Origin of the sequence: Anatilimnocola floriformis, from assembly GCF_024256385.1 — a bacterium.
Classification (GTDB): domain Bacteria; phylum Planctomycetota; class Planctomycetia; order Pirellulales; family Pirellulaceae; genus Anatilimnocola; species Anatilimnocola floriformis.
The window spans coordinates 1,026,851-1,048,793 of record NZ_JAMLFW010000002.1 but is presented as its reverse complement, the minus strand read 5'-3'; the positions used below and the strand labels follow the sequence as shown (position 1 = coordinate 1,048,793).

The following is a 21,943-nucleotide window of genomic DNA, read 5'->3' as shown; positions in this document are numbered from 1 at the left end:
TTCGCTAACCGAGTTGCTATGAATTCCAAACCTCAAATTTCCCGCCGCAGTCTGCTTCGCGCGAGTGGCGCCCTGTTGGCCCTGCCGTTTTTCGAGACGCTGTTTCCCACGCGGATCGCGCAAGGAGCTGCCGTCGCCAAACCGCCGCAGCGGCTGGGAATTTTTACGGTCACCGGCGGCACGGTGGTGGAGTCGTGGAAGCCGGCGGCAGCGGGGACGATTGAAAAACTGCCGTCGATTCTCAGGCCGCTCGAATTTGCCAAGGATCAGATCAATATCGTCAGCGGCCTCTGCCATGCCGGGCGCTCAGAAAACCTGAACGCTCACGAGCATTGCTCGCTCACCCACCTGACTGGCGCGAGCAGCGTGAAGAAGGAAGGTGGCAAACTGTACGCTGGCATTTCCGTCGATCAAGCGGCAGCGGCGGTGATCGGCAAGGATACGCTTCTGCCGTCGCTCGAGATCGGTCTCAACGGTGGTGAGAAGAACTACTCGTTCCGCTCGCGCGAGTCGGTGGTTCCCTACGAAGGAAATCCGCGACTCATTTTCGATCGGATGTTCCGCGGCCGCACGCCGGTTGCGCCCAACTGGCAACGGCGGGCTGAGGCGAGCGCGACGAAAGCGCCCGAGAAGCCGAGCAGCGATTCGCTCGACCGCAGCGTGCTCGATCTGGTGCTCTCGCAAGCGAACGATTTGCGTCGCGTCCTCGGCAAGGGAGATCAGCAGAAGCTCGATCAGTATCTCGAGTCGGTTCACTCCGTGGAAAAGCGAATCGCCGCAACAGAAGAACGGCAGCGGCAGGACTTGCTCGATCTGGCGAGTCCCAGCAAGTCGAAATTGGTGCTGCCCGAATCGTTGCCGAAGCACGGCACTCCGATTTGGGAGATCACGCGGCCGACGGAACAAGATCCGTCGCGGCATGCCGATTACATTCGGTTGATTGCCGACATGCTGGTGCTTGGTTTTCAAACCGATACGACGCGCGTGGCGACCGTCGCGGCTGGCAGCGACGAAAGCATGTTCCCCGGCGTGGTGACGGTCGGTTACGAACGTCACTGCCATACGCTCGAGCATCAAGGCAACGCAGGCCGGCCTGAAGATGCCGACCCGATCGCTCGCGAGGCTCTGCGGCAGATTCATGCCTGGTACACGATGCTCTTTGCCGAGACGGTGCAGAAGCTGGCGAACATCGATGAAGGGGGCAGCACGCTGCTTGATAACTGTGCGCTCCTTTACACCTCGTACATGGCCGACGGCGGGCACGGGCGCGACGATTATCCGGTGGTGATCGCGGGCCGGGCTGGCGGCAAGCTGGCGACTGGGCGGCATTTGGCCTTTGAGAAGAAGGCGCCGATGGCGAATCTGTATGTCGAGCTATTGAATTTGCTCGGCGTGCCGACGACGACGTTTGGGGATAGCCATACGTCGCGGTTTGCGGGTTCGCTCGATGGGCGGCTGCCGGGGTTTGTTTAACCACAGAGACGCAGAGGACGCAGAGAGAGAGAGGGCGGGAAATGTTTGTTGCTGTTGGTCATCGCGGTCTCCGCTTGTCTTCTGTTGATGGCAAGGAATGGACGAACCTGCAGACGGGCAAAGAAGGGGAAACCTATCGCGCGGTTTGTTTTGGAAATGGGGTGTTCGCTGCGGTCGGTTCGTATGGCGGCGACAACATTCTCGCGGCGACAACGGATGGTGCGACTTGGAAGACCGGCAAGCGCGAGGCGAAGTATGTGCAGTACTTGCGCGGCCTGGGTTTTGGCAACGGACAGTTCATGGGTTTGGGTGGCGATCCCGGCGCGGTGGGCATTTCCAATCCGTTTCTGATGACTTCGACCGACGGCATGACCTGGAGCGATGCGCAGCCGATCGGCGGCAAGAACATGCTGCGGCGGATTTGTTGGGGGAACGATCGCTACGTCGCCGTTGGCGATCGCGGCCGGCGGGCGATGACGAAAGACACGAAGGAATGGATCGACGCCGAAAAAGTGAAGGCCATCGATACGCTGATCGATGTCACGTTTGGGAACGGCCGATTTGTGGGCGTGGGTTTGCACGGCCTGCGGATGAGCAGCGAAGACGGCGTGGCGTGGTCGGAGCGCCTCGTCGGTGAAGAAGGGGAGCACATCAACTCGGTGGTTTGGACCGGCGAGCGGTTTGTCGCGGTCGGTCAGGGGGCGACGTATCTTTCGCCCGACGGCCTCGCGTGGGAACGGATTCCGAATAAGAACGCGCCGCTGATTGCGGTCTTCGGCGAGGGGCAATTCCTGGGTTCCAACTGGCGGGGCCGAATTTTGCGATCCACCGATGCAGTGACTTGGGACGAAGTCTTTCAGGCGGAACAGCACATCGAATCGGTAGCATTCGGCCTGCTCAAATCATGAGCGACCCGTTCTCGCCGATCGACCAGCGACTGAAGCAGCCGCATGAAGAACGGCTGAGCATCGGCTTGTTGCTCTTGTGGACGGCGGTAACTGCGGCGCTGCTCGGCTACGATCGGGCGACGAGTCAGCCGTCGAATGGTGAACTCGGCAGCTTTCCGCTGCTGATGGCGTTTGTGGTGTCGCCGCTCGTTGCCGTGGGGTTGTCGGCTTGGGTGCTGATGCTCTGGCGGTGGTACACCGAGGGGCCGCCGTTTCCATCGCAGCCGGGGCATTGGTTGCTGCTGGCGTTTGGTTTTACCAGCGTGGCGACGCTGCTCATGCGGATGATGACCTTCATCTCGCTGACAGGACTGCCCGGCTCGAGTTTTTACGTCGGCGTGAACTTTGTTGCGCTCGCATTCGCGATGATCTTGAATATCGCGGCCTCGATTGCCACGCGCGATCGCTGGCGAATCTTGTTTGCGATCGGCGTGGCCGCCAATGCCTTGGCCATCTTCATGATGCTGCTATTGCGGTTGGACTTTCAGTTCTTGGTGGCGGTCAACCTGCTGCGGCAGCTGCTCGGCTGGGGATATGGCCTCGCGCTGCTCGTCTTGGCCGTTGCCGATCTGCGGCAGGGCGTGCGTCGCGACAATGTGCACTGGATCGGCGTGATCGTGGTGGCGGGTTATTTGATCTACACGACTGCGCTGCCGTTCTTGATTCGCTTCGTGCAGTGACTATTCCTTCTTTTCGTCTTTCTTCTCGTCACCCTTTGTGATCGTGCCGAACATGTGGCCTTTCACTTTGCCGTGGGCCCAGGTGCCCGCGTACATGCCGTCGTAGATCACTACGCGGGTGCTGAAGCTGTCGCCCAGGCCGGGGATCGACATGTCGGTCATGGTGATGATCGGCGTTTCGCCTGCCCATTGAATTTCGAGCGGCACGGGCAATGTCGTGTCGGTCTTGCCGTACTTGATGCGGGCTTTGAGCAGCCAGGTGTCGCCGTCGATGCGTTGGGCGCTGACGACCGAGTATTCTTCCGCGGCTGGAGGCTTGTCGGCTTTGCCGACGACCGTGAAGGTGCCGGTCATCTTCGCGCCGGTCAGCAGTTGTTCGAGTTGTTTGACGAGCTCGTCCTTGGTCGGCTTGGGTTTTGCTTCTTGAGCGCAAGCGAAGGCAGGCAACAGCGCGAGGCAGGCCGTGGTTAGCAGCAGATGGAAACGGTTCATTTGATTCCCTTTTCTTTCAGCGGAATATCGCGAAATGCGGTGTGACAAGCTTTGCAGTTGTTGCTCACGGCGGTGAATAGTTTGGAAGCATCCGCCGCGTCCGGGTTTTTCTTCAGCAGCTCTTCGAGTTGCAGGCAGAGAGCTTCTGCTTCCTTGGTCAGCTCTTGAAACTTCGCTGGTTTCTCCATGACTTCCTTGGTGCGGAGCAATTCGGTGAATGCTTCACGGAGGAGCAGCGCTTCATGCTCGGGGACCAGTGCAGGCATGTCGGCAGGAGTTTTCCAGCCGGCTTTTTCGATGGCTTTCAGGCGATCATGAACATGCTCAACCTCGATCATGTGCTGCGCCATCGCCGGGATCTTCGCCGTGGCGGGGAACTCGGCTTGTAGATTGTCGAGCAACGCTTTATCGAGCGCTTGCGCACTCTCGGCCGATTGAAACAAGCCGCGATAGGCTTCGCTGGTGCCGGCGACTTTCAAGAGCGCGGCAGCATCGTCATGAGTGATCATCCCCGCGCCAACGCAGGCGACGGCCGAGGCGGCTGGGCTGCGATGTTTGCCGTGATGGCAATGTATGTAGATCGGACCAGGAAGATCCCGAACCGCTTTCGCCAGCTCCTGCGCTGTTTTCTCCGGCACGCCGTCGTAACTGTGCGGCAGATGGACATACCGCATGCCATATTTTTCGGCCAGCGTCACATCGGGCTTGGCACCATCGACGCTGATCACTGTTTTGATGCCCAGCTCTTTCAATTCGGCAAACGCCGCGTCCCCTTCGGGCAATCCGCCCGAGATCACCTTCTCATGCACCCGCACCGGATTGGGCAGATGCTTGGCCGTGAGCTTTTCGATCTTGGCTGGCGCAGGAGTGACTGCAGCAGGCGCAACCGGCGGCGCAGGAGCGGCAGGAGTTGGCGGCGGCGCCGAATTGCAGCCGCAGAGAATCGCCAAGAGTAAGCCAAGGGGAACGAGCTTTGTCACGATCGCGTCCAGAGTAGAGAAGAGCCCGAAGAACCTCGATATTCTAACGGTGCTCGGAATGAGCCGCAAACTCGCCGGTGAGCAACGAGGTTGGCCGGTTTCAGATCACAAAGGTATGGGATACTAGCGGGATGTAAGATCGACGTCATGAAGACGGTCTTCAATAGTGCGAAGTATCTACCGGCGATTAGCTGCTGCATCCTTTTCGTGATGTGGTTGGTGAGTCAGTTGGGAGTTGTCTGGGTAGCGTACCCGTTCGCCCAGGGAAGTGGCATCGTTGATATTCAAGACGGAACGCTTCGCTATCTTTTTCTACGGCCGCCAAGTCCTGCCTTTCCAGTCGGAGTGCACGCGGAGGTTTCCAGGCAATTTCCCAGTCGGTGCTACGTGGGCCGGTTCCGCTATGCAAGGAGTGACTACACCCTGGCGCGCTTTCGCCACACGCTGTGGATTCCCCTTCCGTTTGCGATCACGTTGTTGCTGCCATTTGCCGTCGGTCCCTTTCTGCGCTACCGATTCTTGCTATGGCACTGGTTCGCGTTCACGGCAGTATTGGCCACGGAGCTCGCTGTCTATTCGCGCTTGTAATGACTGGGGAATTTCCTTCCAGCTGCGTTCTCGCTAGCGGCGCGCAAGTAGCGGCGATTTCGACAGGGCAAAACCGACTCGTCGGTGGGAAGGTCGCGCGATGTCAAAGCCAATTCAGCAAGATAGTTATCAAGTCGCTTTAGGCAATGTTACTTACGCAATTCGCCTGATGATTGGCCGGATCGGGTATTGGGGCGAATGGTACTGCCCGCTCTGCGGCAAGTCGCACAATGCTGAACCGCGCAACGACACGCAGGGTGCTCGCGAAGCGGTCAAACGGCAAGTTGAATTGCATCACTTCGCGGTTCATCTACCAAGGTGAATGGGCCCGCTGGCGCGAGTGTGCCTATAAGCTCTTCAGGTACTTCACTAGATCCGCGATTTCTTCCGCGCTGTATTTCGCATTCCCCGGATGCTGATGCTTGAGGAAGACCTCCTCCAGCGTGGCTGCGCGGTTGTTGTGGAAGAACGGGCCACGATGGCTCACGCCGCGGAGGCTCGGCGGGTTGAAGAGCTTGTTGCCTTGCTTGTCGGTCAGCCCCACGTCGTAGGTCTTCGGCGTGGTAAACGTCGGCGCGGCGTGGCAGCGGGAGCAGTCGTGGTTTTCAAAAACGGCTTTGCCGCGAGCGATCGCGGCGGGATCGCTCGTGCCACGCAGTGCGTCGACCGACGGCGGCAATTCCAGCGTTTCCACATACGCCGCGAGCGCTTTCACATCGGCATCGGGAACTTCATCGTCGTGCTGCATCGTGTTTTCGAGCGAGCTGCGGATCTGCTGCAAGAGCTCGCTAGCCTCGCCGTTCCAGGCGTAAGGGGCCGTGTCTTTTTGCGAGAGAAGCGACAACACTCGCTTGGGCGCACCGAACGATTTGTCGCTGAAGTTGTCGTTCATCTGGCCGTTGGCATGGCCATCGCTGTGACAACTGTGACAACTCATCCAGTCGTCGTGAGCGAGTCGCGAATCGTGAAAGAGAACTTCACCTTGCTGCGCGAGCGTCAGTTTCGGCGCTGGTCCGAGCGAAATCTTTTCGGCCACTTCGTTGGCAACGAGATCGACGCGCACGAGCGAGTCGGCAAATTGATCGACGACCCAAACGCTTTTGCCATCGCGCGAAAACTTTACCGCCACGGGCCGTTGCCCGACATCGATTCGATACAGCGAAAAGTCGTCTTCCTTGCCGACGGAGATTTGCCCCGCGCCGGACATGGTCACCACCACCGTGCCTGTCGGCGAAACATCAAGTCCGCCCGGATCACCGCCACCTTGGCCGGCTTCGCCCAGCGGATGCATGTGCGAGCCGAAGTACGTCTCGCGGCCGCCGGCGAGAACCGACTCGATCTTCAGCCAGCGGAGATCGTTCGACATCAGCAGGCCCCAGTGCACGTCGTTGCGAATCGTGTGGGCCAGTTCATTCAGCATCTGATGCGACACCAGCAGCATCTCGCCATTCGCGCTGATGCCCAGGCCGCGAATATTGTGGCCGGGGAATTGCCGGACGGCTTCGATCGTGTGCTTGTTCGGCTCGATGACTGCGAGCTGCCCTTTGAACGAATCGGCGACAATCAGCTTGCCCTGCTGCGGCAGGTGAATGAGCTTGCGCGGCGCGAAGGGGAGGTCGAGAACCTGGGCGATCTTCGCTGGCGCATCGGCTGTTGCATTGAAATCAAGAAACGAAACACGCCGCGACCAGAGCGATGTGACGGCCGCCAGTTTGCCATTGTCCCAAACCGTCACGCCGACGGGATAAGGACTGACTCCCAGTCGCTGCCGAACGCTGACCTTCTCGCCGTTGATCTGCAGAACCAACAGCTGATGAGCTTGCTCATCCGTCGCGAGAAACAGATCGCCGCCATCCGCGATAAAGTCCGACAGTTTTTTGCCGACAGTGGTTTCACCCCGCAATTTGCCAGCCGAAGTAAGCACTGAAATCGAACCGCTGTCGCGATTGGCGACATACCACCAATCACCGGCCTGGTCGCTAGTTAGCGCGATCGGCCGGCGGAGTTTTGTCGCCAGTTGCGGCGCGTCATCGGCAGCGAAGATTTTGCCCGCCAATAGCCCCATCAGCAAACCAACGAACAGCAGGCAATAGCGTTTCATGGCGGGAAATCCAGGCGGGGAGAATCGGAGCCTTCAGTCTGGCACAGCCATGCGATCGCGACAACTCGAATCGCAGGGGGCATTCAGGAAGGCAATGCAGGAATATCGCCAGGCCTGGAGAACGAATGGGAATTGGGGATCTTACGGCGGGAGGTTTGCGCGATGAACGAGATGATTCGACGATCGCACGGTGGGCGGAATAGCCGGCGGGAGTTGCTCTGGTCGGCGATCGTGCTGGTTGTGTTTGTGGTCGTCGCCGGAACGATTTGGGGATTCACGTTCGGGCCGGCGCTGTGGGCTTTAGCGAGCTACCAGCCGCAGGAAGGGGACGTCATTTTTCAATCGCTGCCGCGTTCGCCGCTGGTGAACGCGATTGAGGGTGGCACGCGGTCGCCGTTGTCGCATTGCGGAATTGTTGCGCGGGAGAACGGCCGGTGGGTAGTGTATGAAGCATACGCACCGGTGGGGCCGACGCCCTTGGGCGATTTCGTCGCGCGGGGGCGCGATCGAGCATTTCTCGTCAAGCGTTTGAAGGCTGATGAGCAACCTCACGTGCCGAAAATGCTCGCCAGTGTGCGCTCACTGCGCGGCCGGCCATATGACATCCGTTATCGACTCGATGACGACCGAGCGGCCATTTATTGTTCGGAGCTGATTTACCTGGCGTATCAGGATGCGACCGACGGAGAACAGTTAGGCCAGCTCATCGCGCTGGGTGAGTTGAAATGGAATCCCTATGAAAAACTGATCGAACGAATCGAGAAAGCGCCACCGCCGCTCGATCGGCAGATGATCACGCCGCGCGATCTATCGCGGGCGGAGCAGTTGGAGACTGTGTTCTCATACGGTTACTAACTACGGCACGATGCGTTCGGCTTTGTTGTCGCGGAAGAATTGCTGCATCTTTTCGATTTGCTCCAGATCGATCCCTTCCGGTTTGGTTTGCAGGAACCAATCAAGGCCGGTGATGGCGGCTTGCTTGCGGCCGGTTTCGAAACGGAGCATCGCCTGCAAGCCGCGCTCGCGCGGCAGTTCGGGTTCAAGCGTGATGAGCGCTTGCAGGTAGCGGAGCGTGGCTTCGCGATCCTTTTTGCCCTGCGCGACACCGAGGAGGTTTTGCAACATCCGCAGGAGCATCTGCCGCTCGGTGACTGTCTTGAGATGTTGCGGCTGGATTGGTTCGCCGGTGTTATCGAGGACGATCTTCGCAGCCTCTTTGTCGCTGAGTGGCTTGCCGCCATCGAAAACATCGAGCAGCTGCTTGTCCCCCTTGGTCGGTTCGTGACGAACTACAAAATGCCCCGGCAAACCAACGCCGACGACTTTCAAGTCGAGGCGACGGGCGAGCTCCATGTAGACGAGCGACAGCGTGATCGGCAGCCCTTCGCGGTCGTCGAGCACGCGGTTGAGATAGCTGTTGGCCGCGTTGTAGTAGTCGCTACGGCTGCCGTGAAAACCGAGTTCATCGAACAGCAGCTTGTTCAGCGCGGCGAGCTTGTCGGCATCGCTGGCGTCTTTTTTCAGCGAAGCCCGCACTTCACCGGCAATGCGATCGAGCTGACGGACGTAGGCTTCGATGTCGATGTCCTCTTCGTCGAGCGTGGCGACCAGGAGCGCGCCGCGGACGAGATTGACTTCCTTTACTTCTGGCCCGGCAACTTTCGCGAGTTGCTGGCAAACGCTGGCCGCCCGCACGTCGGCAGCGAGACGCCGGAGATCCGTGGCTCGTTGATCGAGTTCTTTCGCGCGCTGACGAAGGAGATCACTGCTAAGGCCCGCTTGTTTTTCGAGTGGCGAAAGTTGCTCCGCTTTCACTTCCGCGAGCTGGGGTAGTCTTTCGATCGCCGCATTCAATTCCAACGCCAGTTTTTCATCGGCCTGTTTGCTGACAGTTTCGCGGGCGACTTCGAAACGGCGGAACTGAGCTGCCGTTTGGCGAAACTTGGCGAGGCCGACCTTGCCTTTGGTGAAGGCATCGTCGGTCGATTCGATGACGAGCTCGTCGTTGACGTAGCAGCGGAACTTGTCCTTTTCAATTCGCACGCGCAGACGATTCCATTCGCCCGGCTTGTAAGAATCGATTGGCTTTTCGAGCAGTACTTTCCAACTGAAGACATCGGCCCCTTCGAAGCGACTGAGTCGCAGCTTGCCGTTGCTGGGATAAAAGCCGTAGTGCCGATCGCCGCCGTCAGCGTGAAAAACGAGACCGGCGGCGCCCGCTTCGTCGTCGAGCAGCACGCTGACTGCGACTTCGTACGGTAACTCCGGTGGCGTCGCACTCGCGAGGCACAAACTGCGTCCACCAAAGCCTTGTCCGAGTCCACTTACAAGAATTCGGCCGCCCCGCTGTTGCCACAGGCTGCCGAAAAGCGTGGTCCATTCTTTGTTGTCGAGTGTGCCAATGGTCAGCCAGCGCTCGATCGGCACGGGGTTCGGTTTGTCGAGAAGCGGTTGCAGATCATTCGCGCTGACAGCAAAGCCCAGGTTTTCGGTCACTGCCGATTTCATCGTCATCACGCCTTGCACTCGGCCTTGCATATCGAGCACCGGGCCACCGCTGTTACCCGGTTCGACAGGCACGGCGAGCTGAATGAGCGTGCGGTCTTCGACCTCGCGCGTGCCGGAGACGACACCCGCAACCACGCTGTGTTTCAAACCCTGTGGATTGCCGAGCAGCACGATCGGCTGACCTTGCTCGAGCTTGTCGGAATCACCGAGCGGCAGCGCGGCGAGATCTTTTTCGGCCACGCGCAGGATGGCGAGATCGCGAGCGCGATCGGTGGCGTGAATGGCAGTGACTTGCAAGCTCTTGCCGTCGGCTGTTTGAATCTTGATCGGCCGCGCTTCGCCGATGACGTGCAGATTGGTCGCGATCAAGCCCGTCTTATCGATGACGAAGCCGGTCCCCATCCCTTGCTGACCGCCGTCGCGACCGGAGATGGAAATGACCACGATCGACTGACGGGCATTCTTCGCGAGCTGCTCGACGGTGAACTTTTCTTCTGCCTGGAGAACAGAACTCAGCCAGCCAACCCCGATCAACAGCAACGCGAGAAACGTGGAGCGGGGAGAAGGCATGGAAAATCATTCCTCGAGATTTTTGCTGGGCACACCCAGATTTTGCAGCGCTCGGTTGGCGAGGCGTTTGACATATTCACCACCATTCGCGGCGGCCGTTTGTAGTTTAGCTTGGGCCGGCGCGGCTTGCTTCCCTAACGCAGCGAGCGTGGCAGCGGCTTGCATGCCCGCGGAATCCTGAGGTTCATCGAGACCCGCGATGAGCACCGGCATCGCTTCGTCGACGGCGCCGAGTCGCGCGAGTTGATCGGCAGCAGCCAGCCGGGGCGCAGGCGATTCGTCGGTGAGCAGCTTGCGCAATACTTTCAAATAGGGTTCACGGCCATCCTTCGTCTTCTCATTCGCAGCATTTCGGCCGAGGCCTTGAATCAGCCAATAACGCACGACCGGATCGGGATGGTGCGTTTGATGGAGCAACCAGCGATCGGCTGACTTGCCAGATTGAGCCAAAGCCCATGCCGCAAGGTGGCGATCCTGACCATCGCCCATGGCGAGCCGCAAATGCCAGTCATCGGCCGTCTTGCCGAGAACCGTCGGGACTTGCGCGAAAGAGTTGGCGGCGCAGAGAACAAAGGCCAGCGCAACGAAGAGCTTGGGCATCGATGAATCTCCGCGAGCGACAGCCGGCGTTACTGCGCGCCGTCGTTGCCAAACGAGAGGGTCAGCTGCGGATCGCGGCGGTCGCTGCCGGGGTTCAATTCGCGATAGAGCAGGCTCGGCTGAATGTCGCGATTGTGCTGATATTTGTCGCTGTTGTATTCGCTGTAAGTGCCGGCGATCTCGTGATAAAAGATCTGGCAGATCGGCACGCCGGGATAAATGCGGATCGGCTGCACGGCGAACATTTCGAGCGTCCAATAGCCACAAAAGCCGACGTCGCCAAAGCCCGCCGTCACATGCACAAACAGGCCGAGCCGGCCGATCGAGCTACGACCTTCGATCATGGGGACGCAGTTGTGCGTTTCGGTCCGTTCGACAGTCCGGCCAAGATACAACTTCTGCGGCGCGAGGACGATGCCATCCTTGGGAATCCGCAGCCGCCGCGTGCGGTTCGGCTGGGCCATGTCGAGGACGACTTCTTCGTACGTGATGAGCTCGTCGTGCAGCGTCAGGTTGTAGCTGTTGGGGTTGAGCCGCTCGGGCTCGAACGGATCGATGTTGATGTCCTGTCCGAGGCGTCGGCGGATCTCGTCACCGGAGAGGATCATGGTTCACCCAATAGCGGCTGCGGTGCGGAACAGGAGCAGTTGCCCCTGAAGACGTGTCCCAAGAGACATGCCAATCGAGACGAGGCCGGTGCATTCTAGTAGCAGTGTGTGGCTTGGGAAAGGATGGTCGCCGCACGGCGGCGCGCAAAGCAAGATTCGAACTGTAGCTGAATTCGCCAGAATTCAGAGCCTGCAGCTAGTAGTGACCATCAGAATTCTGGCGAATTCAGCTACTTTGCGAACGACCTGGCAGACGACTTTTTCGCGCTAGACTCTGCCCCACCCGTGTGTTGTAATCAAATGGTGCCTCGATATTTGAATTGATGGTTGAACCACTCGCATGATTGCCCGACTTTCGGACGAGCTTTCTCAGGAACTGGAACGGAACGGAAATATCCCGTTGCGGGTCGAAAATCCGCGCAACCACAAGGTCTACGTCATCGTCGCGGAGGAGCAGTTTGCAACTGTTCCTGGCACAGCCTCGAATGGCACTTGGGACGAAGCTAAAAACGCGAGGCGGTTTGCACTGATCGACAAGGACATCGCCGGAACCATTTCTGCTAATGAGCAGCGGGAACTGCAGCAGCTGCAACACGAGATTGACGAATATTTGCGCCGTGTTGCGCCGCTGCCACTTGCTGAAGCACGGGCGATCCATGAACGCTTACGCGGGGCTATTGGAAATTCGCAGCCGTGACGCATGGAGCCATTTGAATATCCAGCCGCCGCGCATGTCCGTCGCCATCAACCTCGAGGCTATCTCGATGTATCGAGCTTTCTCCCGTGGCTCCGCGATGGGTTCTGTTTTCGCTGCGTTTATTGCCTCCGCCGAGAGCAGTGGGATGTGGTAGCGAGTCTGCATATCGATCACTTCCTGCCGGTGAGCCAGTTTCCCCTGCAGCAACTGTCTTACGACAATCTTTTGTACGCTTGTTCGCGCTGCAATTTGATCAAGGGTTCGCTAGCCGTTGGCAATCCCACTCATCATCTGTTGGCTTGCAACGTTGCGATTGCCGCACACGGAGAGCTGATAACCGCAGATTCGGAATGCCTGCGACTGATCGCCCAACTGCGCCTCAATAGTTCGGAGATGATCCACTTTCGTCGCTTATGGCTCGAGATTATTGCGATGGCGAGGGAATGTAACCCGCAGTTACACCTTCAACTCATGGGCTTTCCAGCCGACCTTCCAGACCTCCGCTTGCTCAAGCCACCGAGTGGAAACGGCAAACCGAGCGGAATCGAGCAGTCTTACCTCGTGCAGCGCGAGCGAGGTGAGCTGCCGTCGCTCTATTGAGCCAGATTTTCCGCGCTAGACTCTGCCCCACCCGTGTGTTGTAATTAAAAGGTCCGCTTTCCTTTCACCCGCCTTACTTCCCACCTGCGGGATTGCATCATGCTGCAGAAGTTTCTGTGCGCAGTCTTTCACGTTGTCGTTGGCATCGCGCTGAGCGTGTCGGTTGTTTCAGCCGCCGATCCGCCGGTTGATTTCAATCGCGACATCAGGCCGATTCTTTCCGACACCTGCTTTAAGTGCCACGGCTTCGATGCGGCCAAGCGGGAAGCCGGCTTGCGGCTCGATACGCAGGAAGGGGCGCTACAGAAACTCGAATCGGGCGCTGCGGCCATCGTTCCTGGCAAGCACGCCGAGAGCGAAATCATCAAACGGCTGACGGCGACCGATGCCAGCGAGCGAATGCCGCCGCCGGACTCGGGCAAGACCGTTTCGCCGCAGCAGATCGAACTCATCAAGCGCTGGATCGATCAAGGGGCCAAGTACCAAGGCCATTGGTCGTTCGTCACGCCGGTCCGGCCTGAACTGCCGCAGGTGAAGACGCAAGCCAGCGTGAAAAACCCAATCGACAATTTCATTCTTGCTCGGCTGGATAAAGAAGGACTGTCGCCTGCCGCGGCTGCCGACAAGATCACGCTGATTCGCCGCCTGACATTCGACCTCACCGGCTTGCCGCCCACGATCGCCGAGATCGAAGCCTTCGCCAAAGACACCGCGCCGAATGCTTGCGAAGTGCTCGTCGATCGCCTGCTGAAGTCGCCTCGCTACGGCGAGCACATGGCCCGCTATTGGCTCGACGCGGCCCGCTACGGCGATACGCACGGCTTACACTTTGACAACGAGCGCAGTCTCTGGCCGTATCGCGATTGGGTCGTGCGCTCGTTCAACGACAACCTTCCCTACGATCAATTCACCACTTGGCAGATCGCCGGCGATCTCATTCCGAATTCAACGCTCGATCAAAAGATCGCCAGCGGTTTCAACCGCTGCAACGTGACGACCAGCGAAGGTGGTTCGATCAACGACGAGGTCCTCGCGCGCTACGCCGTCGATCGAACCGAGACGATGAGCACGGTCTTCCTCGGCCTCACGCTCGGCTGTGCCGTTTGTCACAACCACAAGTTTGATCCCGTGACGCAAAAGGAGTTTTATCAACTCTATGCGTTCTTCAACTCTGCCGCCGATGCAGCCATGGACGGCAACGCCCTGCTGCCCGCGCCGATCATGAAAGTGGCCGGGCCAGATCAACTGACGAAGCTCGCCGACATCGAAAAGCGCGTCGCCGAACTGCGCAAGCAGATGGACGAGAAGGTCGCGACGATCGAATACACCGATCCGACTCCGGATGGCGCTGCGGCCGAGAAGACGATCGAGCCAAAGGAATATGTCTGGATTGACGACGGCACGCCGGCCGGCGCGAAGCTCCAGGGAGACACGCCTTGGAAGTTTGTCGAGAAGAAGGACGGCCCGGTCCATCGCGGCGACAAATCGAACACTCGCAAGGCTCCCGGCCAGAGTCAGCACTTTTTCACGGATGCGAGTCCTGGTCTCAAGGTGGGCGACGGGGACAAGCTGTTTGCCTACGTCTATCTCGATCCGCTTGATCCGCCGAAGACCGTCATGCTGCAGTGGAACGACGGCCAATGGGAGCATCGGGCCTTTTGGGGCGACGATGCGATTCCCTTCGGCAGCGGTGATTCGCCAGGCCATCGTCGCCTCGGCGATCTGCCGGCCATCGGCGAATGGGTCCGGCTCGAAGTGGATGCGGCCCACGTCGGCCTGAAAGCCGGCGCGGTGATCAACGGCTGGGCCTTCACGCAGTTCGGCGGCACCGTGCATTGGGATACGGCTGGCATTCTGACGAGCACTCCGCAAGACGGCCAAGGTTTTGAATCGCTGGCCGTTTGGCAAGCGTATGAAAAGACGCAGAAGAAGTCGTCGCTGCCGAAGCCCGTGCAGGATGCGCTAAAAGTTGCCGAAGACAAACGGAACGACGCGCAAAAGAAAACGATCCGCGACCATTTTCTGAAGAACGTTTACTCCAAGACCAAAGAGATTCTGCTGCCATTGCAGAAAGAAGTCGACAAGGCGGAGCAGGAACGCAAAGACACCGACAACGCGATTCCCGCCTCGCTCGTGATGGCCGACATGCCGAGCCCGCGCGACACGTTCATCCTCATCCGCGGCGCGTACGACAAGAAGGGTGAAAAGGTCACGCCAGGCACTCCCGCGGTTCTGCCGCCGATGGCTGCCGATGCGCCGGCCAATCGACTCGGTCTCGCGCGCTGGCTGACCGATCCGCAACATCCGCTCGTGGCCCGCGTGACGGTCAATCGCTTCTGGCAACAATACTTCGGCACCGGTCTCGTGAAGACCGCCGAAGACTTCGGCTCGCAAGGACAAGCTCCGAGTCATCCCGAGTTGCTCGACTGGCTGTCGCGCGAGTTCATCGATAGCGGCTGGGACGTGAAACGGTTGCAAAAGCTGATTGTGATGAGCAGCACCTATCAGCAATCTTCGAAGGTCACGCCCGAGCTACTCAAGCGCGATGGCGACAACGTTCTGCTCGCCCGCGGTCCGCGGTTCAGGCTCGACGCCGAAGCCATTCGCGACTCGGCCCTTAACACTTCCGGCCTGTTGATCGAAAAATCCGGCGGCCGCGGCGTGCGTCCGTATCAACCCGACGGCATTTGGGAAGCAATCAGCTTTCAAGGAAGCAACACGCAGAACTACAAGATGGACGGCGGCGACGCGACTTATCGCCGCAGCATCTACACCTTTTGGAAGCGAACCGCGCCGCCGGCCGCTTTGCAAACGCTTGACGCGCCCTCGCGCGAAGCTTGCGTCGTGCGCCGCGCTCGCACCAACACGCCGCTGCAAGCCCTGCTGCTGATGAACGATCAGCAATACGTCGAAGCCGCACGGATGCTCGCGCAGCGAATCATCAAGGAAGGCGGCGACACCCCCGAAAAGCGACTGGCCTATGCCTTCCGCCTCGCCACCGGCCGCGAACCGGCTGCCGATGAAACAGCAGTCCTCGTGCGCGTCTTCCAAAAGAACGAAGCCACTTTCACCGCCGACAAACCCGCCGCCGAAAAACTCCTCGCCGTCGGCCTCGCCCCGCGCGACAAGGATTTAGCCGTCGAGAACCTCGCAGCGTACGCGATGGTTTGCAATTTGATTTTGAACTTGGATGAAACGATGACGAAGGAATAGTCGTGGTTGATCTTGGTGAATTCTCTCTCGATCGGATGGTACGTGCCGTGGAAAAAGTCCGCGAACGATTACTCCGCGCAACGGCGGCCTTGAATCAACACCAGGTTCCATATGCCATCATCGGTGGCAATGCGGTTGCCGCCTGGGTGTCGCGTGTTGACGAAGCCGCAGTGCGGAATACTCAGGATGTTGACATTTTGATCCGGCGAGAAGACTTACCACTAGCAAAAACTGCGCTCGAAAACGCAGGATTTGTTTATCGTCATGCCGCGAGCATCGACATGTTCCTCGATGGACCCGATGCCAAAGCGCGCGATGCAGTGCACGTCATTTTCGCCGCGGAACGCGTCCGGCCTGAGTACCTGTTGGCGACGCCGAATGTGGATGAAGTCGATGAATACAAGGGATACTCTGTTCTTAACCTGGAATCACTTGTGAGGATGAAACTCACGTCCAACCGTCGCAAGGACCAGGTTCATGTGCTCGACCTCATCGACGTCGGCCTCATTGATCAAACCTGGGTCGCGCGATTCCCTACAGAAATCGGCCAGCGGCTTCAAACACTCCTCGACGATCCTAGTGGTTAGTCCTGCTTGGCAATCAATCGCTTTCATATTATCGAAAAATAGCCATGAACCCCATCGAACAACACTTGCAAGCCGAAACACGCCGCTACTTCTTCGGCCGCATGGCCGCCGGCGTCGGCACTGCGGCGCTCGCTTCGTTGACCAACCCGCAGCTCTTCGCCGCGGATACAGCTACAGCACAAGCGTCGGCAGATCCGCTCGCCACGCTTGGCGAACTCAAAGCCCTGCATCATCCGCCTAAGGCCAAGCGTGTCATTTGGCTGTTCATGGCCGATGGTCCTTCGCAGCTCGACTTGTGGGATCACAAGCCGAAGCTAACGGAGTATTTCGACAAGGATCTGCCCGAGAGCATTCGCAACGGCCAGCGCATCACCACGATGACCAGCGGCCAGGCCCGCTTTCCCTGCGCACCGACCAAGTTCAAGTTTGCCCAGCATGGGAAGCACGGCGCGTGGGTGAGCGAACTCCTGCCGAACCTAGCTGGCATCGTTGATGACCTCGCGATCATCAAGACGATGAACACCGAAGCCATCAATCACGACCCGGCCATCACCTACATTCAAACGGGCAGCCAGATTCCCGGCCGGCCGAGCATGGGGGCATGGGCCAGCTACGGCATTGGCAGTGTGAATCAAGATTTGCCCGCGTATGTCGTGCTTCATTCGCGGATCGCGGCGGGCTCGCAAACGCAGGCTTTGTTTTCGCGCTTGTGGGGCGCTGGCTTCTTGCCGACGAAGCATGCCGGGGTCGCGCTCCGCAGCAGCGGCGATCCGGTGCTGTATCTCTCCAATCCGCCGGGCGTGTCTGCCGAGACGCGCCGCACCATGCTCGATGGCCTCGCTGAATTGAATCAGAAAAAGCAGGAACAGGTCGGCGATCCTGAAATTACCAGTCGCATCGCGCAGTACGAAATGGCGTTCCGCATGCAGAGCAGCGTGCCGGACCTCGTCGATATCTCGAAGGAGTCAGCCGAGACGCTCGACATGTACGGCCCCGAGGTGAAGACGCCGGGGACCTTCGCTTACAACTGCCTCCTCGCTCGCCGCCTCGCCGAGCGCGGTGTGCGGTTCACGCAGGTCTTTCTCCGCGGCTGGGATCATCACGGCAACCTGCCGGGTCAAATTCCCAACCTCAGCAAAGCCATGGACCAACCCGCCGCGGCCCTCGTCAAAGACCTCAAGCAGCGCGGCATGCTCGAAGACACGCTCGTCGTCTGGGGCGGCGAATTCGGCCGCACGGTCTACAGCCAAGGCACGCTCACCAAGGACAACTACGGCCGCGACCACCACCCTCGCTGCTTCACCATGTGGATGGCCGGCGGCGGCATCAAGCCGGGCATCGTCCACGGCGAGACCGACGACTTCAGCTACAACGTCACCGAAAAACCGGTCCACATCCACGACCTCAACGCCACCATCCTCCACTGCATGGGCATTCAACACGAACGCCTGACGTATCGTTTTCAGGGACGAGATTTTCGCTTGACGGACGTGGAAGGGAAGTTGGTGAAAGAGATTTTGGTGTGAAGTTAAACATGCAACTACCGCGAATTGCCGTAGGCCATTCATTCGTCGTGAGAGTGTCGCTTACGGCTAGATATAGGCACGTGTTATGTGGGTGTTCCGGAGTCGGCACGATTATGAGCGACACGATGAAACGGGTTCAAGTTCATGAATATTTTACGATCGGCGGCCGTGGCTAGTTTCTTTGCGGTTGGGTTCGCAATGGTTCTAGGTTGTGGGGAGGTGAATAGCTCGAACAAAAAGGTCAAGGCGACCGGAAATTCTTCTGCACGGAAGGTCAAGAGCTCCAGAGGTACATTGTCGGCTGAAATTATTAGGAGTCGTTTGGAACCCTTTCAGGCCGCCACTGGCTTCAAAACACATGAGGTTCATGTTGACTGGAAGAATACAGGAAAGAGGCCAGTGCGCGCGATATATGCGGACATTAAAGCGTTCGACGTAGAGAACAAGGTGGTGTATTCGGCACCTGCATACTGCATCTACGCAACATCCAGCGATGAGCCCGGTGTTGCCTCGGGTGCCACGCACGTCTCGCCAAAAGGTATGGGGCATAAGCTGCCACAACATCTCGGACGACCGGCTGCTCGCGTTACGGTCGTGATTACTAAGGTTGACGAGAAGGGCTATTGAGAGAATAAGAAGATGATCAGGCCCATTCTAGGCGGCCCTTCACCATCTAGCTGTCCTCAACGTCACCATCCTCCACTGCCCCGGCGTCTACCACGAATGCCTCACCTATCGTTTTCAGGACTGCGACTTCCGGCTGACGGACGTGGAAGGGAAGTTGGTGAAAGAGATTTTGGCATAACTGCCGCCCTGTTTCCGCAACGCACGTTTAGCCCAGAAAGTTTCCAGGTTCAATTGTCAAAGATCGCATCGATTTACGAATAGTAGACGCGCAGCCATTGACAACTTTGGTCCGAAGTCGGCGGAAAATAAAAACTAATTGCGAATGCTTGGCAAGAAAAGCCTTTCGCATCGCAGCGAGAACTAGGCGTGGAACGCACCAGGCTCTCTCGCCCTGCCACCCCCTTTCGTGCCCCCAGATTATAACAGGTCGCGCAGAAAATCGATTTCTCTGCAAGTCTTTGCGAAACAAGACTTAAGGGCGCAAAGTGGCAGTGATATCGCTCCGAAAATATTGCATCTTATTGCCACTAAAATGGGTGGGCGCAACCGCGAGTGGGCAGCTCAAAATTCCGACAGCGATTTCGAAGTCGACTTTCAAAAGAGACTCACTAGGGTTTCGCCACCGTCAATCCCAAAGCTTTCGCCAATCGATCCGCCGTGGCGAGGCGGATATCGCGCTCGCCCGAGAGGAAGCGTGAAACCACGATTTGCGAAACGCCGGCATCTTTGCAGATCTGATAAACCGATTTGTCGCTCGATTGAATCGCCTGCTTGAGGAATTCGCTGAGCCCTCCCGATACCTGTGACGCTGATTCGACAGGCGGAAATTCGCCCTGGATCTTTTGGCGCACTTGCTCGTCGCGTGCGAATTCCTCCGATGTCACGGGGGATGTGCGAGTTTTGCGAGTTAGTTTTTTGCGTTCCATCGTTTGTCACCTCCCAGGTTCGGGAACCTCGTACGCGGTTACCACACGAATTGTCTCGGCATCGACCTGTTCGTATACGACGATGATGTATCTGCCGTCTTCAGCGTAACCCCAAATGGCCGGCAAACCACTGGAGCGGCTTGTGCCCTCGGTATCAGGCTGTGTCAGCGCAAATTCAACATCGTCAATCGTTAGATCGTGCTCGGCAACATGCTGCACATTGCCTAAGGGATCGTCGTCTTCGTCCCAAATGATGCTTTGAAAATCCATACAGCCCAACCGTGGCAGGATGTGGGGCCTTTCGCTGCGTTTATTTTACCGGTGCTACGGTAATAGTCAATTGACTATTCGTCATTTGAGCCTTCGGCCATTGAAGATCAATTGTGCTCCACGACGCGCTTTAGGATATTTTCAGAATTACCCCTGAAACAATCAGCTCGATGGTTCGTCAGAGAGGTAACGCACGAATATAGGGCACGGCTATGCGACTAATCGACACTACGAGTAGAGCAGCTACTTTCTTAATCCTCTGGGCAGCGGCGAGTTGGGCGATTGCCAAGCCGCAGAGCGCGGAGGAGGGGCAGCGGCAGGCGGCTGTCGTGGCGGACTTTCAGCAGCAGTTTGCGGCGGCGCGGCCGGGGCCGGAGCAGCGGAAAGTGCTGCAGCGATGGATGAAGGACCCGAGTGTTGAGGTGCGGGCAAAGGGAGTTGCCACCGCCGCTCGGCTGCCGGCAGCCGAGGCGGATTTGTTCTTTGGGGACGTGCTGGCCAATGAAGAGGACTCGGGTCTGCGGGGCGAGGCGGCCAGCCTGCTGGGAACGCATGGGACTGAAAAATCGCTCGCGCCGTTGGCTCACGCTGCGGCCAATGACAAGACCAGCGATTGCGTTCGCGGCTGCATTGCGTTCCGCACCAGCGCTCGGCGGCAAGCGACTTTTGCGCTCGCCGATCTAGCCGCGCGGTTTCCGGCGCTGAAACCAGCGGTGGAAAAAGAACTGCGCAACCTCAAACCCGCCGAGCCGCAGGACGGCGAACAATTGGCCGACGTGCGACTGCAGGCGCTTTATCAAGTGACGCAGGACACCGCGCTCCTCAAACCGTTTTACGATCGATTGGCGAGCAGCGACGCCAAGACCCGCGAGTCGGGTGTGGTGGCCTTTCGCTTTTTGCGTTTGAAAGAGGCTCCAGCCGAGCTCGTCGCGACACTCAAGGACGAAACTGAGGGCGTGCGGTTGTGGGGAGCGCTCGTCTTAGGCGAAATTCGCGACGCCAAGACGGCGCCGCAGTTACTCGAAGTGGCAGCCGACACACGCGAATCGCTCGGTGTCCGCTGCAACGCGATTCTATCTATCGGTGGGATGAAGGTTGCAACGCTGGCAGATCCGCTGCGGAAACTGCTCGACGATGAGCAAGTTGCGATTCAAGCGCAGGCTGCCATCGCCCTCTATAGACTCACGGGCGAAAAGGCGAAGCAATTTCCCGCCGGCTATCCAGCCGAACCGCCCGGCTGCGAATAACATCGGACGCTTCGGGACTGCGCCCAGGGCTGTCAGAGGGTGAATCTTCATTGGGAATGCATTAGGTTGCTGCCAACGATTAGCAGCTACTGAACGATCTCTTGGAATCACCCAATGGGCGCAACCGGTTGGACCTATCTTCGCGAGTTCGATGGCGATCCCGAACGAATGCTGCGTTTGTTGCACGAGTATGTGTTCGCCGAGCGGCTATTTCAATTTCCACATACGGACATTTCATTTCTGGAAGAGATGGACTTCTTTGAAGTCCCGGATGAGGAGCGAGAGGAACTGGTGGAGGATTACGGCTTGCAGCCGATTATGTCCCTTGCCGAGCGAGTAGGCCTCGAGGGAGTGTTGCCGTGGATCGCGGAGCGTGAGGAAGACCAGACGGTGGCTACACTCGATGATTTGCGAGTGCTGCAGTGCCTATCGTGGGATGGCACTCATTCGGCGCTCGATATTTGCGATGTCGCCGATCATGCAAAGAGTGCTCATCTCTTCCCGCTGGTCGAAGCCGATCGCATCGCGGTGTTCGGCAAGGAGCGTGTGCAGTTCGAAAATGTCGTGAATCGCCGATTTCTCATCGGCGAGCGCAGGCCGGGGGCCTATGAACGGTTGCAGCCTGTATACGTGCCGGTCTACACCGGCGAGCGGCTGACGCACGCTTATATCGAAGGCATTAGCGGCGACTAACCACTGCATA

At 58.6% G+C, this 21,943-nt stretch carries 22 protein-coding genes; 14 read left to right on the top strand and 8 right to left on the bottom strand.

From position 1 onward, the window contains the following. The first annotated feature begins 18 nt into the window (after window positions 1–18). Genes M9Q49_RS28735 through M9Q49_RS28725 form a run of 3 tightly spaced genes read left to right on the top strand, consistent with a single transcriptional unit; the run spans window position 19 to window position 3,100 of the window. The gene (locus M9Q49_RS28735) at window positions 19–1,473 is read left to right on the top strand and encodes a DUF1552 domain-containing protein (RefSeq protein WP_254512747.1); all 1,455 of its coding nucleotides are present in this window, start codon (window positions 19–21) and stop codon (window positions 1,471–1,473) included. Between the two features lie 41 nt (window positions 1,474–1,514). Then, window positions 1,515–2,381 (top strand): sialidase family protein, encoded by an 867-nt coding sequence (locus M9Q49_RS28730; RefSeq protein ID WP_254512746.1) that lies wholly within the window; start codon window positions 1,515–1,517, stop codon window positions 2,379–2,381. After that, window positions 2,378–3,100 (top strand): hypothetical protein, encoded by a 723-nt coding sequence (locus tag M9Q49_RS28725; RefSeq protein WP_254512745.1) that lies wholly within the window; start codon window positions 2,378–2,380, stop codon window positions 3,098–3,100. The genes M9Q49_RS28730 and M9Q49_RS28725 overlap by 4 nt, the downstream gene beginning before the upstream one ends. Here the strand turns inward: M9Q49_RS28725 and M9Q49_RS28720 are convergent, their stop codons facing one another. Both M9Q49_RS28720 and M9Q49_RS35850 read right to left on the bottom strand, forming a co-directional pair. After that, window positions 3,101–3,592, bottom strand: coding sequence for a hypothetical protein (locus M9Q49_RS28720; protein WP_254512744.1), 492 nt, complete (start codon window positions 3,590–3,592; stop codon window positions 3,101–3,103). After that, window positions 3,589–4,572 carry a cytochrome c gene (locus tag M9Q49_RS35850; protein ID WP_254512743.1) on the bottom strand — a complete coding sequence of 328 codons (984 nt, stop codon included), beginning with the start codon at window positions 4,570–4,572 and terminating at the stop codon, window positions 3,589–3,591. The genes M9Q49_RS28720 and M9Q49_RS35850 overlap by 4 nt, the downstream gene beginning before the upstream one ends. A 147-nt stretch (window positions 4,573–4,719) precedes the next feature. Between M9Q49_RS35850 and M9Q49_RS28710 the strand changes: the two genes are divergently transcribed. Together M9Q49_RS28710 and M9Q49_RS28705 are read left to right on the top strand one after the other, a co-directional pair. Continuing rightward, a complete protein-coding gene (locus tag M9Q49_RS28710; RefSeq protein WP_254512742.1) occupies window positions 4,720–5,160 on the top strand; it encodes a hypothetical protein in 441 nt (146 codons plus the stop codon). Between the two features lie 100 nt (window positions 5,161–5,260). Continuing rightward, window positions 5,261–5,482 carry a hypothetical protein gene (locus M9Q49_RS28705; RefSeq protein ID WP_254512741.1) on the top strand — a complete coding sequence of 74 codons (222 nt, stop codon included), beginning with the start codon at window positions 5,261–5,263 and terminating at the stop codon, window positions 5,480–5,482. Between the two features lie 24 nt (window positions 5,483–5,506). Here the strand turns inward: M9Q49_RS28705 and M9Q49_RS28700 are convergent, their stop codons facing one another. Beyond that, on the bottom strand, window positions 5,507–7,261 hold the full coding sequence (locus tag M9Q49_RS28700; RefSeq protein ID WP_254512740.1) for a cytochrome c peroxidase: 1,755 nt from the start codon (window positions 7,259–7,261) through the stop codon (window positions 5,507–5,509). A gap of 162 nt (window positions 7,262–7,423) precedes the next feature. Here M9Q49_RS28700 and M9Q49_RS28695 point away from each other — a divergent pair, with 162 nt between their 5' ends. Continuing rightward, a complete protein-coding gene (locus M9Q49_RS28695; protein WP_254512739.1) occupies window positions 7,424–8,116 on the top strand; it encodes a YiiX/YebB-like N1pC/P60 family cysteine hydrolase in 693 nt (230 codons plus the stop codon). Here M9Q49_RS28695 and M9Q49_RS28690 read toward each other — a convergent pair whose 3' ends face one another. Genes M9Q49_RS28690 through dcd form a run of 3 tightly spaced genes read right to left on the bottom strand, consistent with a single transcriptional unit; the run spans window position 8,117 to window position 11,547 of the window. Next, a complete protein-coding gene (locus M9Q49_RS28690) occupies window positions 8,117–10,339 on the bottom strand; it encodes a transglutaminase family protein (protein ID WP_254512738.1) in 2,223 nt (740 codons plus the stop codon). 6 nt (window positions 10,340–10,345) lie between these two features. Next, complete coding sequence (locus M9Q49_RS28685; RefSeq protein ID WP_254512737.1) at window positions 10,346–10,939, bottom strand: HEAT repeat domain-containing protein; 594 nt, start codon at window positions 10,937–10,939, stop codon at window positions 10,346–10,348. Between the two features lie 29 nt (window positions 10,940–10,968). Continuing rightward, complete coding sequence (gene dcd / locus M9Q49_RS28680) at window positions 10,969–11,547, bottom strand: dCTP deaminase (RefSeq protein ID WP_254512736.1); 579 nt, start codon at window positions 11,545–11,547, stop codon at window positions 10,969–10,971. 340 nt (window positions 11,548–11,887) lie between these two features. Between dcd and M9Q49_RS28675 the strand changes: the two genes are divergently transcribed. The 6 genes from M9Q49_RS28675 (at window position 11,888) to M9Q49_RS28650 (ending at window position 18,797) form a co-directional block, all read left to right on the top strand. Next, a complete protein-coding gene (locus M9Q49_RS28675) occupies window positions 11,888–12,244 on the top strand; it encodes a hypothetical protein (RefSeq protein WP_254512735.1) in 357 nt (118 codons plus the stop codon). Window positions 12,245–12,247: 3 nt separating this feature from the next. Beyond that, the gene (locus M9Q49_RS28670; RefSeq protein ID WP_254512734.1) at window positions 12,248–12,844 is read left to right on the top strand and encodes an HNH endonuclease; all 597 of its coding nucleotides are present in this window, start codon (window positions 12,248–12,250) and stop codon (window positions 12,842–12,844) included. Between the two features lie 99 nt (window positions 12,845–12,943). Then, window positions 12,944–16,057, top strand: coding sequence for a PSD1 and planctomycete cytochrome C domain-containing protein (locus M9Q49_RS28665; protein ID WP_254512733.1), 3,114 nt, complete (start codon window positions 12,944–12,946; stop codon window positions 16,055–16,057). A 2-nt stretch (window positions 16,058–16,059) separates the two neighbouring features. Beyond that, window positions 16,060–16,644, top strand: coding sequence for a nucleotidyltransferase family protein (locus tag M9Q49_RS28660; RefSeq protein WP_254512732.1), 585 nt, complete (start codon window positions 16,060–16,062; stop codon window positions 16,642–16,644). A 44-nt stretch (window positions 16,645–16,688) separates the two neighbouring features. Then, window positions 16,689–18,170 carry a DUF1501 domain-containing protein gene (locus M9Q49_RS28655; protein ID WP_254512731.1) on the top strand — a complete coding sequence of 494 codons (1,482 nt, stop codon included), beginning with the start codon at window positions 16,689–16,691 and terminating at the stop codon, window positions 18,168–18,170. 144 nt (window positions 18,171–18,314) lie between these two features. Further along, the gene (locus M9Q49_RS28650; RefSeq protein ID WP_254512730.1) at window positions 18,315–18,797 is read left to right on the top strand and encodes a hypothetical protein; all 483 of its coding nucleotides are present in this window, start codon (window positions 18,315–18,317) and stop codon (window positions 18,795–18,797) included. 608 nt (window positions 18,798–19,405) lie between these two features. Here the strand turns inward: M9Q49_RS28650 and M9Q49_RS28640 are convergent. Further along, a complete protein-coding gene (locus M9Q49_RS28640; protein WP_254512729.1) occupies window positions 19,406–19,723 on the bottom strand; it encodes a helix-turn-helix domain-containing protein in 318 nt (105 codons plus the stop codon). 6 nt (window positions 19,724–19,729) lie between these two features. Beyond that, window positions 19,730–19,993, bottom strand: a complete 264-nt coding sequence (locus M9Q49_RS28635) for a hypothetical protein (protein ID WP_254512728.1) — start codon at window positions 19,991–19,993, stop codon at window positions 19,730–19,732. A 212-nt stretch (window positions 19,994–20,205) separates the two neighbouring features. On the opposite strand from M9Q49_RS28635, the gene M9Q49_RS28630 reads away from it, so the two are divergent. Together M9Q49_RS28630 and M9Q49_RS28625 are read left to right on the top strand one after the other, a co-directional pair. Further along, window positions 20,206–21,240 (top strand): HEAT repeat domain-containing protein, encoded by a 1,035-nt coding sequence (locus M9Q49_RS28630; RefSeq protein ID WP_254512727.1) that lies wholly within the window; start codon window positions 20,206–20,208, stop codon window positions 21,238–21,240. Between the two features lie 114 nt (window positions 21,241–21,354). Continuing rightward, a complete protein-coding gene (locus M9Q49_RS28625) occupies window positions 21,355–21,933 on the top strand; it encodes a hypothetical protein (protein ID WP_254512726.1) in 579 nt (192 codons plus the stop codon). Window positions 21,934–21,943 lie beyond the last annotated feature (10 nt).